Here is a 12,099-nt window from a genome sequence, read left to right on the forward strand (position 1 = left end):
GCGTCTTACTTCAGCAGTGACTAACTTTTCTCTCGCCTTCTCGTGAGCGCAGCGAATGGCTCGGCGACGCACTTTCTCGTCTTATCTCGATCTCATTCGTCAACGGCATGTTTTTTTTCGGGAGTTGCCTCTTGCATGTTGATTTTGGAGCTCATGAATGGCAAACTATAGTAGACACATCAAGCTGGAGGATTTCATGAGAAGGGTATGGTTGACAATCATGGTATGTATTGGTATTCTTTTGACTTCGCCTGTATTGATTTCGAGAGAGATCAAAACGATTTTCGTCACCGCTCCTGCAAGCTTTCCCGAAAGAGCAAAGCTTGAGAGCGGCGTTAACGCTTTGAGAAGTGTTGGATACCGTGTGGTAGTTGGAAGAAGCTGCCAGGTATCGCTTTCGTCTAGAGAAAAGGCTAATGAGCTGAACGAAGCCTTCGCAAATCCAGAATATGATGCGATTATCACTGCCAGAGGAGGTTATGGCTCGTATAACCTTCTCGACTGGCTCGATTGGGACTTGATCGCTTCAAACCCGAAGCCCCTGGTTGGCTACAGCGATATCACCGCACTGCTTCTTTCGGTCTATTTCAAGACAGGTCAAACGACGTTCCACGGACCTATGGTTGCGGTCGAGCTTGGATCGGACACCCAGTCAGTTCACAACATCGCAGCGATATTCAACGGAGAGAGGACTATTCGTTTCAATTATCAGTCTATTCCAGTAATTGAAGGCAAGATGGTCGGAAGACTAATACCGGCAAATCTTTCTTTGTTTCAGGCCCTTCAAGGGACTGAATATCTGGGCTCGCTGAAGGACGCTATCCTGGTGCTTGAGGATGTAAGCGAGACAAAAGAATCACTTGAGAGAATGATTTGGAATATTGCACATCTAGATGACTTTTCGTCTCTCAGAGGTGTTGTTTTTGCGGGATTCACGGAGATCAAGAACGGCGATCTAGACGACATAAAGAGGGTGATACACGACTATTTTCTAGACAAAGAGATTCCTGTCTGGATCGGTTTGCCAAGTTACCACGGGGACTTCCCAAAGGTTGTACTTCCCGTAGGTCAGTGGGTGGAAATAGACATGGAGAAGGGGACAATCGAGATTCTTCCAGTTCCCGAGGCAAGAATAAGATAGAAAAAGAGCGTCCCGCGCTCTTTTTCTATTCTATGGAGTCTAGTCAATCGTAGAAATAGTTTCTTGCCGCGTGGTAAATCGCTATTGATCCATCGGCCGCTGCCGTAACTATCTGTCTAACCTCTTTTTCTCTTACATCTCCAATTGCGTAGACGGCCTTCTTGTTTGTCTCCATGAAATCGTTTGTCTTGACATAACCGAACTCGTTGAGCTCCACCTTTCCTTTCAAGAACTGAGAGTTCGGAATTAGCCCAATGAAGACAAATACTCCATCCACTTCAAGCGGAGTTATTTCGCCAGTGTCGACACTCCTGATGTTCAACCTTCTCAGCTGAGAATCGCCTTCAACTGAATCTAATACTGAACTGAAAACATACTCAACCTTGCCTGTGTCGTTCAGCTTTTTCTGCAGAAGTTTGTCGGCAGTTAGCTTCGGGAGATTCTGAATAACTGTTATCTTGCTAACTATTTTGCTCAGATAAAGCGATTCATCGAGAGCACTGTTCCCTCCGCCAATTACAGCGATGTGTTTATCAGAAAAGAAGTGTCCGTCACAAGTTGCGCAATAGCTTATTCCTCTTCCCTTGAATTCTTCTTCGCCTTTCACGCCGAGCTTTCTCGGATTCGATCCTGTGGCGAGTATAATGACCTTCGACATTATCTTTTTTCCATTGTCAAGGACAACCGCTTTCTCCTCTTCATCGATCTCTAGATCGACAACCTCACTATATGTGAAAGGCACGTCAAAAGCTCTCGCGTGTTCAGCCATCTTCTCACTCAGTTCCATTCCGCTGATACTGGTGAAACCCGTCCAGTTCTCCACTGCCCGGGTATTGTTCATCTGCCCGCCATCCAGCGCCTTCTCAATGATCAAAGGACTCAGTCCTGCCTGAACGGCATAAATTCCCGCAGTGATTCCGCTAGGACCTCCTCCAATAATAACTACATCATAAGAGTCTCTCAAAACGCATTTCTTTGCGCTGCCAAGTTCGAAGAATGACATTCTGCTCCTCCTTATACGGCCTTCAATACCTGATCTACGTACTGACCTTCCGGATAAGCTCCAACGAAAGTCACCTTGTCGTTAATCACAATCTGTGGTACAGAAGAGACACCGTACTTCTTTGACAGTTCCGTGAACTCATTCGCTTCAACCATGTATGCAGTAATATTCTTGTTTGCCATAGCAATATTGTGAGCCGTGATAACGGCCCTGGGACAGTACGGGCAAGTAGTGGTCACAAAGACCTTTATGTCTACAGGCGAACTTATCGCTTCAATCTTCTTGATCGAGTCCTCAGAAAGCTCGGGAAGTGCTCCCTTAGAAAAAGAGACAATGTCCTGCAAAAGCGTGCCGAACTCATGACCGGCCGGTATGCCGAGGAACCTTACTCCCTTGTCATCTCCGTCCGGATTGAGCAGAACTATACTGGGAGCTAGATCAATGCGATACTTATCGGCCATTTCCGATTCAAGATTATGAACTTCGAAGGTTATCTTTCCTTCAATTTCCGAGAGTTCTTTCAACATCTGTTCGGCAGTGGAACAGTAATCGCAGTTCTTGTCACTCTTGAAGAGAAGTGCCTTTACAGGACCTTCCATGCTGCCAAAGACCTCTTTAACCTGTTTTATTGTATTGTCCGGAAATAACTTTGCCATAACTATACCTCCTTGGAATTCCGTATTACGCATACCCTATAGGGGTATGATATCATCTGTATGTTACTCTTCCTTTGACAGCTTGTTTACAGAACTGTCGCCAAACCATCTGCTTACGCCAACGGTCAGGCAGATGACTGTGAATAGAAGCATTATCTGCAGCCATTCGTCGGGATAGAAATACTTCAGGTGGTCAGATAAGAACCTTATGACAGTTGCGATCGCAGAAAAGGTAAGGATGCAGTCGGCCAACTTCCATTTTCCCTGTACGATGAGGTATTTCTTGAAGAACTCCTGACGCGTATACCCCATGGAAAGAAACAACATACGAAATGTGTCATCGTATCTCGACATGTGTCTGCCTAACGATCCATATACATAGAGATAGGCGATCAGGAAGAGGACTAGATTGTGAAGTCTGTAATTATCCGTGAATAGCATACTACTTAGAAAGATGAATCCATTTGCAAAGGCAATGTTCATAAACAGAAGAAAGAAAGTCGGTTTTCTTATTTGACGCTGAAAGGCAAAAACTGAGGCCACCGAAAGGACGGTGGCCAACACAGTAATAATTAAGAAACTCAGAAAAATGTGAACAATATCACTGACTAACAATCAGATCACTTCTTGCTTACCTTCTCATTGCCGTCTGAACTGTCTTTCCCTTCTCTGAAGATCTCCGCCATTGCACCTATCGAGCTAAGCATTGCACTGCTCTCATAAGGCAAGAAGACCTTGTTTGCCTTACCATCTGCAATCTGCTTAAGGGACTCCAGGTATCTGATAGCAATAACGTCTTTCGTCGGATCACCCTCATGAATGGCCTTGAAGACGTTAACTATAGCGTTAGCCTGACCCTCGGCCTCTGCTATCAGCTTGAACTTGTTGGCTTCTGCGACTCTCTTTATTGATTCGCTCTGACCTTCGGCCTGAAGTATCGCGGACATCTTATCGCCTTCGGCTTTCGTTATCTCCGACTGCTTATAACCTTCGGCCTCCAGAATGACGGCTCTCTTGGTTCTCTCGGCCTTCATCTGCTTGGACATGGCATCCATTATGTCCTGAGGTGGATCGATCTTCTTGATCTCAACTCTAGTGACCTTGACTCCCCACTTGTCCGTGGCTTCGTCAAGTACCTCTCTCAGAGTAACGTTTATTCGCTCTCTTGAGGTAAGTGTCTGGTCCAGCTCCATCTCACCGATAACGTTCCTTAGGTTTGTCTGAGCCAGTTTTATGGCTGCGATCTCGAAATTAGCGACGTTGTATACGACCCTGAATGCATCGGTTATCTGGAAGTATATGATAGCGTCAACGGTGACGACAACGTTATCCTTTGTTATGACCTCTTGAGGTGGCACGTCGATAACTGTCTCTCTGAGATCGACCTTTACCATCCTTTCAATAAACGGAATTATGAACTGAAGACCCGGTTCTGCATCTCTTCTGTACTTTCCGAGTCTCTCTACCAGTCCCTTCTCGAACGGACGGATAATCTTTATTCCTGAAGCTGCAATGATGAATATTACTGCTGCAAGTATCAACCAAAAAACCATTTCTGATCCCCCTTTCTATCATTCACTGAGTGTTATCGTTTACTCTCTCGACATAGACCAGAGTACCTTCCAGTCTCACCACTTTCACCACGGTATCCACCGGTATTACTTCACCGTTAATCGAGTTGGCTCTCCAGTCTTCTCCCTCTATCCTGACCCTGCCTTTTTCCAGCACCGGGTTAATCTCGACCATCACACGTCCCAAAGAGCCCACCATTCCGTCTATGTACATCTTCCTCGGCGAATCACCTTTTGAAAGCCTTCTGGCAATCGGTCTTGTTAGAAGCACCAACAAAGAGCTGCTTACTGCAAAGACAAGCACCTGCCAGCCGAAACCGAAAGAAAACATTGATGCCAGACCTGCGAGAAAGGAACCAATAGAAAACCACAGAAAGAAGAACGTAGGAGTAATTATCTCTGCCACGAGTAAGACAACGCCGAAAATCATCCAGCCTATGTAGCCCATTCTTTACCTCCTCCCGGAGTACTCAGAACAACCTTACAGTTCAAAAACATGTTCCGGGTGAACAAGAAACACCTCAAGTTCGGAACCGTCAAGTTCCTTCTTAATTATATTATGCCATTTTTTCATCTTGGATGTGTACCGTCCCGATATATGATACAATATCAATCTCTTTATACCCTTGCTATTTCTCACACTGTCGATTACTTCCTCAATGCTGGAATGATTCTGATTCCTTCTATCCTTCCCGACCAGAAAAGTGCACTCATGGAGCAACGTCTCCGAATCGGCAATAACCTCGGGAGGAAGTGCGAATGTGTCTCCACTGATGGTCACGATCTTCTTAAGATAAGTGTCAGTAATCTCTTCTCTACCTTTCTCACTGACTACACCGGCAATCTCCTTTGATGAGAGACCGGCGTATTCCTCTTTTAGCTTCTTTCTCTCTTCATAGATATGGTAACCGTAGCTGATCTCGCCGATTGTATGTTTCACTCTGAAGGGAGTAACATGTCTCCTGAAGCTGCCTGCCGTTCTAAGATACACTTCATCTCCGACGTTTATCGGGTTGACTATCATGTTATATCTTAATCGAGGATTCATTCCAATGATAAAATCAAGGTAAGCTTCGATAGCTCGGTTGCCCGAGGGGAAACTAATTCTCAAAGGCTTGTTCCGGTCGCCCATTGCCGTGTTTCGGGTATTTATCAGGCCCCAGAGTCCGGAAATGTGATCGACATGACCGTGGGTAAGGAAGATATCTTTTATCGCATAGACGCTGTTGCCAAGAACAGTGGATATACCCTCTCCCACATCGAAGAGTATCCTTTCGGGTCGATATAGAATCCATGTTGAGTAGAGAGCCTTCGAGAAAATCTGAAACTCCAAATCAGTCTTCCTCCAGCCCTTCCACTTTCAATGCAATCTTTCCTTTAACATTTCCCGGAAGCTTAACATCTATCTTGTATTCACCAGTCTGTTTGATATGTTCCTCTAGCTCTATGTTCTTCTTATCGACCACAAGACCAAGCAAACTCTTGATGTGGCTGGAAATATCTCCGGAGGTGACTGCTCCAAATAGCTTGCCGCTAGATCCGGACTTAGCCTTTATCACGAAGTGGTGTTTCTGGAGCTCGTGCAACAGATCTTCACTGGCCTTCTTTATTCTTTCTTCCTTTTCTTCCTGCTGTTTCTGAATGTGCTTGAGCTTTGCCATCTCTTTCTGATTGGCTTCAACTGCAAACCCCTTTGGAATAAGGAAGTTTCTACCGTAACCATCAGATACGTTCTTCACTTCACCGGCTTTTCCAACGTTGTTTACGTCTTTCAGAAGAATCACCTTCATAAGAAACCTCCTTTTAAAAAAGGGAGGCTATTCGCCTCCCTGACTGTCTCTATCACTCTTTTGTGTAAGGAAGCAGCGCCATGAATCTCGCCCTCTGAATCGCTTCCTTCACCATCCTCTGGTGTTTCGCGCAGTTACCTGTAATCCTCTTTGGAATAATCTTGCCCTTTTCGGTAACGTAGTCGCGCAACAAAGAAGTGTTCTTATAGTCAATGTACTTTGTCTTTGTACCGCAGAGTCTGCACTTTCTTCTGCTTCTTCCTCTTCGCCTATTGTCTTTTACCATAATCTTCCACCTGCCTCAAAATGGGATATCGTCGCTTCCGGAGTCACCCGTGTCGCTTCCAAAGAACGTAATGTCATCGTTTCCAGTGCTCTCAACCAAATCGTTATCCTGAGTCGATTTCTCAAAACCTCCAGAACTCTGTTGAGCCTGTGCCTTTGTCTCCATGAATCGTATGTTGGAGGCGGCAACCTCGGCCATTGACCTCGATTCACCGTCCTGCGTCTTCCACTTGTTAATTCTGAGAGAGCCCTCTACAAGTATAAGTCTGCCTTTCGTCAAATAGTTGCCAACGAACTCCGCTGTTTTTCCAAAGGTCACAATCCTTATGAAGTCGGTACTGTCGTTATTGGATGACGCGACATTTCTGTCAACTGCAAGAGTGAACGTTGCAATTTGAGTGCCACTGGCAGCGAACTTGATCTCCGGATCGCGAGTTAGTCTACCTATCAGGACAACATGATTGTAGCTAATCGACATTTCTTACTCCTCCGTCTGCTTTTCTTCTTCAGTAGTTTCTACTTCAATGGCGACCGCTTCTTCAGTTGCTGTATCTTCAACCGGTGCTTCTTCTGACTCAGCATTCTGAACGCTTTCTTCAACCACTGGCTGTTCTGCCGCTTCGTCTTTTTTCAGCAAAGCTTTTTTCTCCGCCTTTTCAAGATCTTCTCTCCTGAATGTCTGCCATCTGAAAACTTCAGGGGTGATACCAAAGAATCTCTCGAGGATATCAACCGATTCCGGGTCAGCCTTGAACTGAATAACCGTGTAGTCGCCTTCGCTGAAGCCTTTTGTAACCCTGTAAGCTAGTTTCCTGACACCCCATCTGTCGAACTTCTCGATTGTTCCTCCGACTCGTTCAACAATATAGTCTCTAACCTTTTCAGCCATCGCATTCCGATTCTCTTCATCTAGCTTCGGCGAGACTATGAACATAGTTTCGTAGATCCTGCTCATTAACTTCCTCCTCCCTTGGTCTGTGGCCTTGCCTTCTGTGGCAAAGCGGGAATTCAACGCATAGAATTATAACACAATGCCCAAATTCTTCAAGTCCGATCTATGACTTGAACACCAAATACGCTACAGGCAACGGAGATAACTCAAACTATTCATCTGCTAAGGCTTCGCAGTCTCTTATCATGTAACCTGTATTTGTTAAACAATGAAGTACCAATCCTCACCTGTAGGAGGCGTCTCTTATGAAGACCGCGATAATCTACTCGACTTGGAGCGGAACTGTGGAAAAGTGTGCAAGCGAAATCTCAAAGAAACTCTCTGAGGAACCAGAGATAATCAACATCAAGAAAGACCCATCTCCGAAACTCAAAGAATTCGATGCCGTGATCGTTGGGGCATCGATCAGAATCGGCAAGGCAAACAAGGAGATAACGGAATTTGTGAGAAGGAACCTTGAAGACCTTAAGTCGAAAAGGCTTGGAGTATTTCTCTGCATGGGTTCGGGAGAAAAGAACTTTGGAGAGTACCTCTCTCAGAACTTCCCTAAGGAGTTTCTTGACAAATGCAAGACAAAAGGGTTTTTTGGTGGCGAGTTCAATCTAGAAAGACTGGGTTTTCTTTCAAGAATGATGCTGAAGGCAGCTTCGAAAGGCAAACCTCAGCCCCACATTGTTTCAAGCAACATCGATAAGTTTGTCAAGGACTTTGAGGCTTAGCCAGCTTTGCTATAATACAGCCGAACAATAAGTTACTGAAATTCATCTTCCGGAGCAAAGACGATGAAACTGAAGTACCTTACCAGAGTACCCATATCGATAGGGATTGCAGTTGCAGCACTGAACATAATCGTCATGGTGCTTATCTTTCCGAAACTTGAAGAGGGACTGAAAAAGTTCGACACACTTGAGTTCGCACCGCTAAATCTCTCTCAATTAACCGATGGAGACTATGAAGGAAATTTCGCGGCAGGGATAGTAGGGGTGACAGTAATCGTCATGGTCTCCGGACACGAAATCAAATCGACTGAAATAGTGAGACACAATCACGGCAGAGGAAAATTGGCAGAGGCGACCATCGCCTCCGTAATAGAGAACCAATCTGTCGAGGTCATTGTAATCTTGGGCGCCACTTACAGCAGCAAGGTTATTTTGAAAGCCATAGAGAATGCCACAACATAAACAGATAGAAGACTTATCTGACGTTCTACTTCTCTTCTTTCAGACTGAACCCTTCCATGATAGTTCTCTGGAAAAGCAGCAGCATGATCAACGGAGGAATCATGGCGATTATGGCTCCGGCCATAATGATATTCCATTCGGCCGCTTGAGCTTCACTTGCAAGAAGCATCTTTATTCCTATCTGTACAACACGCATGTTATTGCTGTTGGTAACTATCATAGGCCACAGGTACTCGTTCCACATATATGTGAATTCAATCAGAAACAACGCCCCGACATTAGTCTTTGAAAGCGGGATCAACACATTGAACAGAAATCTCATGGGTCCGGCTCCATCGATCCTTGCAGCGTCGGAAAGCGAAGGTGGAACAGTCATGAATAGCTGTCTGAAAAGCAGAGTTCCAGTCGCGCTGGCAAAAAACGGTATCGTGAGAGCTCTATATGAATTAATCCAGCCAAAAGTTCTCATCAGCTCATAAGTCGGTACAATTCTTATCGGTAGCGGAAGCATGTGGGTAATCAGAATTATCGCAAAGAAGAAATACTTCCCTTTGAAGTTCCCGAAATAGGTGAAAGCAAAGGCAGCGAGCATCGAAAGAAATATCTTTGCAAATGCCACGGTAATCGAAATGAATGCGCTGTTGAAGATCAATCTTCCCATGTTGACGGTCTTCCAGGCTGTCGCATAGTTATCGAATGCGTGAATGCTTGGGATGAACTTAGGAGGGAAAGAGTAGGCTTCCTTCTCGCTGAATGTGCTCATAGTGAAGGCATAGTAAATCGGAAACATTATTGCTATGAGCGCGATTGTCAGAAAAAGATAGCTCAGAAAGATCGATGATTTTCTCTGCTTCATCTAGTTCACCCCACGATCATCCATAGAAGACCTTTTGCTCGGCAAATCTGAACTGAAGAACAGTCAAGATGGCTACAAAAACGAAAAGCACTATTGATTGAGCGGATGCAAAACCGGTATCAAGGTTTATGAATCCGTCTCTGTAAAGTTTGTATACAAGGACTTGCGTGGCATCTCCCGGCCCGCCCTTGGTCATTATGTCGATCAGTCCGAAGACCTGAAAGAAGGCATACAGCATGTTCATTATCAGCAGAAAGAAAGTGGTCGGCGACAACAGCGGAATTGTGATCTTAAAGAATCTCCGAACGCTAGATGCGCCATCTATAGCAGAAGCCTCAATCAATTCTTGAGGAATCGTTTGGAGTCCTGACAAGAAGAAAATTATATTATAACCAAGCATTTTCCACGAAGCTGCAATGATTACTGCAACGAGGGCAACTTTCCCATCCATCATCCAGTTAACATTAGCTCCAAAGATCGCCTTCAGCAAGAATGTAATCGGGCCGCTCGAAGGGCTGAACATCAGTGCCCAAATCGTACCTGCTATTGCCGGTGAAATCGCATAAGTCCAGATGAAAAGAGTTCGATATACTTGCAGCCCCTTCAGCTTCTGATTCAGAAGTACCGAAAGCAGCATTCCCAAAGTCAGACCGATCACTACGACGAAAACCGCAAAGATTAGCGTTATAACAAGGCTGCTGATGTAATCTGAAGATTTGAATAGCTTGGTGAAGTTGTACCATCCCACGAATATCAGTTTGTCGCCAAAAGGAGAGACCCTGAAAAAACTCAGGTACAGCGACTGAATAGTAGGAACAACCAAAAAGATGATGACCACGACCAATGAAGGCAGAAGTAGCAAGTATGGTAAGAGCTTGTTTGGAAAACGACTATGCATGCCTCATCACCGTCCGGAAAATACTAAAGATCCCCTGACATTTCTGTCAGGGGATCCAAAGAAAACTACTTGCCGTAGATCAATGTGTATTCTTCAAGTATCGTGTTCGACTTTTTTGCCGCATCGTCGAGAATTCTCTTCGCTTCTGCTTCGAAATTCGTTCCGGTGTACTGTATAGCCTTTTCAATAGCCCCATCAACGACATCTCTGATGGCAACGAAATTGCCGAGTCTCACTCCCTGAGCCTCGGGAATTCTCGTTCCCGAAAGTATCTGAAGGAATGCGGTAAGGTGATTTGGATTTTCGGCAAACCAACCTTCGTCCATGAGTTTCTTGACTGCACTATTGGTGGTTGGGAAGTAACCCGTCGACTTATGCCACTCGGCAGTAACTTCAGTCTTCATAAGGTACTGGAAGAATTTCCAGATCGCCTCATATTCTTCGTCTGTATGACCCTTCATTACCCATAGCGTTGCTCCGCCAATGACGGAATTTCCCTTCGGATAACCTGGTATAACCGGCAGGAAGGTTGTTCCCATCTCGAAATCGGCTTTCGACTCAATTGAGCTGACAGAAGATGTAGACTGAATCAACATTGCAACCTGCTTGGTAAGGAATGCCTGGTTTGCGTCATACTCTCTGCCGCCGTAAAGGAAAACTTTCGCCTGAGCCCATTTTATCCACTCCGCCAGGACCTTGACACCGAAGTCTCCGTTGAAGAAAACCTCCGTCGCTTTGGCGGCTCTGCCGTTCTCATTGTTTGCATAAAACTGGCCATGTACCGAGTGCATCTGCTCGAAGACCCATGCAGGCCAACCAAAAGAGATTCCTCCCTGTGCCGCCCCTGATTCGACTATCTTCTTTCCCATCTCGTATAGTTCATCAAAGGTCGACGGCGGTTTGTTCGGATCGAGGCCAGCGGCTCTGAAAATGTCTTTGTTGTAGTATAGGATGGCACTTGACGAGTTGAAAGGCATTGAATAGAGCTGGTCGCCCACTGTGTAATAATCGAGAATAGGGCCGATCACGTCTCCCCAATCAAAACCAGGACCGGAAAGCTCAAAGACCGGTTTGATAGCATTGCTGTCAAGCATAGTTTGAAGTCCAACCTCGTAAACCTGTACAACATGAGGCGCATCTCCTGCTCGATACGAAGCGATCGCCTTGGTTAGGGTCTCTGCGTATGAACCGGTGAACTGCGCAACCACCTCAATATCGGGGTTTTCTGCGTTGAATCCCTCTACAATTGCATCAACTGCACCCAATCTGCTGCCACTCATAGCGTGCCAGAAGTTGATTGTAGTCTTTCCGAAAGCAAAGATTGACAAGCACAGAAGAACCAGTACAAGAAGCTTTTTCATAAGATCCCTCCCTTTTCGAGAATTGAAAACAGCAGAATACCGAAGTAATTATAACACCAAGAGTTCCCCCGCAAGAAGCTCCCTGAGAAGCCAACAGAGTTGGATATCACACGTAAGACCCCGCATATCGCTTCGTTCTCGTTATTTGAAAAGAAAGAACCGCTCACAAACCCTTCCGAAAAACTGATCCACAATTCATCCCGGAGGTCCTTTCAGACTGACATCAAGGAATGAAACATTATTTCGAGAGATACATCTCAGTTCTTGGATCCGGTGGGTTTCATCTGGAATTCGATCGCGATCTTAGAATCGCGAAGTAAACGCCCGTCATTAAGATTGCAGATAGAAGCCCGACAAATCCGAAGAGTCTGAATGCAAAGAAGGGCTCTTCCTCAATAAGTAGGA

At 45.4% G+C, this 12,099-nt stretch carries 16 protein-coding genes; 3 read left to right on the forward strand and 13 right to left on the reverse strand.

Annotated features, from left to right (window positions below; genetic code table 11):
* Positions 1-157: 157 nt before the first annotated feature.
* Complete coding sequence (locus tag B3157_RS02960) at positions 158-1,141, forward strand: S66 peptidase family protein (RefSeq protein WP_292588740.1); 984 nt, start codon at positions 158-160, stop codon at positions 1,139-1,141.
* Positions 1,142-1,184: 43 nt separating this feature from the next.
* Here B3157_RS02960 and B3157_RS02965 read toward each other — a convergent pair whose 3' ends face one another.
* The 10 genes from B3157_RS02965 to rpsF all read right to left on the reverse strand — a co-directional run bounded on the left by B3157_RS02965 (position 1,185) and on the right by rpsF (position 7,401).
* The gene (locus B3157_RS02965; protein ID WP_292588742.1) at positions 1,185-2,144 is read right to left on the reverse strand and encodes an NAD(P)/FAD-dependent oxidoreductase; all 960 of its coding nucleotides are present in this window, start codon (positions 2,142-2,144) and stop codon (positions 1,185-1,187) included.
* An 11-nt stretch (positions 2,145-2,155) separates the two neighbouring features.
* Positions 2,156-2,800: a protein disulfide oxidoreductase gene (gene pdo, locus B3157_RS02970; RefSeq protein ID WP_099829391.1), complete on the reverse strand. Its 645-nt coding sequence runs from the start codon at positions 2,798-2,800 to the stop codon at positions 2,156-2,158.
* Positions 2,801-2,863: 63 nt separating this feature from the next.
* Positions 2,864-3,415, reverse strand: coding sequence for a hypothetical protein (locus B3157_RS02975; protein WP_292588746.1), 552 nt, complete (start codon positions 3,413-3,415; stop codon positions 2,864-2,866).
* Positions 3,416-3,420: 5 nt separating this feature from the next.
* Positions 3,421-4,353 (reverse strand): SPFH domain-containing protein, encoded by a 933-nt coding sequence (locus B3157_RS02980; RefSeq protein ID WP_099829389.1) that lies wholly within the window; start codon positions 4,351-4,353, stop codon positions 3,421-3,423.
* 22 nt (positions 4,354-4,375) lie between these two features.
* Positions 4,376-4,819 carry an NfeD family protein gene (locus B3157_RS02985; protein WP_099829388.1) on the reverse strand — a complete coding sequence of 148 codons (444 nt, stop codon included), beginning with the start codon at positions 4,817-4,819 and terminating at the stop codon, positions 4,376-4,378.
* Between the two features lie 33 nt (positions 4,820-4,852).
* Positions 4,853-5,704 (reverse strand): MBL fold metallo-hydrolase, encoded by an 852-nt coding sequence (locus B3157_RS02990; RefSeq protein WP_099829387.1) that lies wholly within the window; start codon positions 5,702-5,704, stop codon positions 4,853-4,855.
* A gap of 1 nt (position 5,705) precedes the next feature.
* Positions 5,706-6,161 carry a 50S ribosomal protein L9 gene (rplI, locus tag B3157_RS02995; protein WP_099829386.1) on the reverse strand — a complete coding sequence of 152 codons (456 nt, stop codon included), beginning with the start codon at positions 6,159-6,161 and terminating at the stop codon, positions 5,706-5,708.
* Positions 6,162-6,213: 52 nt separating this feature from the next.
* Positions 6,214-6,447, reverse strand: coding sequence for a 30S ribosomal protein S18 (gene rpsR / locus B3157_RS03000; protein ID WP_099829385.1), 234 nt, complete (start codon positions 6,445-6,447; stop codon positions 6,214-6,216).
* Between the two features lie 15 nt (positions 6,448-6,462).
* Positions 6,463-6,924, reverse strand: coding sequence for a single-stranded DNA-binding protein (locus tag B3157_RS03005; protein WP_214060740.1), 462 nt, complete (start codon positions 6,922-6,924; stop codon positions 6,463-6,465).
* Positions 6,925-6,927: 3 nt separating this feature from the next.
* The gene (gene rpsF, locus B3157_RS03010; RefSeq protein WP_292588753.1) at positions 6,928-7,401 is read right to left on the reverse strand and encodes a 30S ribosomal protein S6; all 474 of its coding nucleotides are present in this window, start codon (positions 7,399-7,401) and stop codon (positions 6,928-6,930) included.
* A gap of 242 nt (positions 7,402-7,643) precedes the next feature.
* On the opposite strand from rpsF, the gene B3157_RS03015 reads away from it, so the two are divergent.
* Together B3157_RS03015 and B3157_RS03020 are read left to right on the forward strand one after the other, a co-directional pair.
* Complete coding sequence (locus B3157_RS03015; RefSeq protein ID WP_214060742.1) at positions 7,644-8,117, forward strand: flavodoxin domain-containing protein; 474 nt, start codon at positions 7,644-7,646, stop codon at positions 8,115-8,117.
* Positions 8,118-8,180: 63 nt separating this feature from the next.
* Positions 8,181-8,579 (forward strand): FMN-binding protein, encoded by a 399-nt coding sequence (locus B3157_RS03020; RefSeq protein ID WP_292588756.1) that lies wholly within the window; start codon positions 8,181-8,183, stop codon positions 8,577-8,579.
* Positions 8,580-8,604: 25 nt separating this feature from the next.
* Here B3157_RS03020 and B3157_RS03025 read toward each other — a convergent pair whose 3' ends face one another.
* From B3157_RS03025 to B3157_RS03035, 3 genes are all read right to left on the reverse strand, one after another.
* Entirely contained in the window at positions 8,605-9,435 is an 831-nt protein-coding gene (locus B3157_RS03025; RefSeq protein WP_292588758.1) for a carbohydrate ABC transporter permease, read from the reverse strand.
* Between the two features lie 16 nt (positions 9,436-9,451).
* Complete coding sequence (locus B3157_RS03030; protein ID WP_292588760.1) at positions 9,452-10,333, reverse strand: carbohydrate ABC transporter permease; 882 nt, start codon at positions 10,331-10,333, stop codon at positions 9,452-9,454.
* A gap of 65 nt (positions 10,334-10,398) precedes the next feature.
* The gene (locus B3157_RS03035) at positions 10,399-11,694 is read right to left on the reverse strand and encodes an ABC transporter substrate-binding protein (RefSeq protein WP_292588762.1); all 1,296 of its coding nucleotides are present in this window, start codon (positions 11,692-11,694) and stop codon (positions 10,399-10,401) included.
* Between the last annotated feature and the right edge of the window lie 405 nt (positions 11,695-12,099).

The organism is Mesotoga sp. UBA5557 (assembly GCF_002425715.1).
Lineage (GTDB): Bacteria > Thermotogota > Thermotogae > Petrotogales > Kosmotogaceae > Mesotoga.

Coding starts and splice junctions, on each gene's coding strand:
- B3157_RS03015 (WP_214060742.1), top strand. CDS start 7,644: ATGAAGACCGCGATAATCTACTCGACTTGGAGCGGAACTGTGGAAAAG.
- pdo (WP_099829391.1), bottom strand. CDS start 2,800: ATGGCAAAGTTATTTCCGGACAATACAATAAAACAGGTTAAAGAGGTC.
- B3157_RS03005 (WP_214060740.1), bottom strand. CDS start 6,924: ATGTCGATTAGCTACAATCATGTTGTCCTGATAGGTAGACTAACTCGC.
- rpsR (WP_099829385.1), bottom strand. CDS start 6,447: ATGGTAAAAGACAATAGGCGAAGAGGAAGAAGCAGAAGAAAGTGCAGA.
- rpsF (WP_292588753.1), bottom strand. CDS start 7,401: ATGAGCAGGATCTACGAAACTATGTTCATAGTCTCGCCGAAGCTAGAT.
- B3157_RS02985 (WP_099829388.1), bottom strand. CDS start 4,819: ATGGGCTACATAGGCTGGATGATTTTCGGCGTTGTCTTACTCGTGGCA.
- B3157_RS03035 (WP_292588762.1), bottom strand. CDS start 11,694: ATGAAAAAGCTTCTTGTACTGGTTCTTCTGTGCTTGTCAATCTTTGCT.
- B3157_RS02965 (WP_292588742.1), bottom strand. CDS start 2,144: ATGTCATTCTTCGAACTTGGCAGCGCAAAGAAATGCGTTTTGAGAGAC.
- B3157_RS02960 (WP_292588740.1), top strand. CDS start 158: ATGGCAAACTATAGTAGACACATCAAGCTGGAGGATTTCATGAGAAGG.
- B3157_RS03020 (WP_292588756.1), top strand. CDS start 8,181: ATGAAACTGAAGTACCTTACCAGAGTACCCATATCGATAGGGATTGCA.
- B3157_RS03025 (WP_292588758.1), bottom strand. CDS start 9,435: ATGAAGCAGAGAAAATCATCGATCTTTCTGAGCTATCTTTTTCTGACA.
- B3157_RS03030 (WP_292588760.1), bottom strand. CDS start 10,333: ATGCATAGTCGTTTTCCAAACAAGCTCTTACCATACTTGCTACTTCTG.
- B3157_RS02980 (WP_099829389.1), bottom strand. CDS start 4,353: ATGGTTTTTTGGTTGATACTTGCAGCAGTAATATTCATCATTGCAGCT.
- rplI (WP_099829386.1), bottom strand. CDS start 6,161: ATGAAGGTGATTCTTCTGAAAGACGTAAACAACGTTGGAAAAGCCGGT.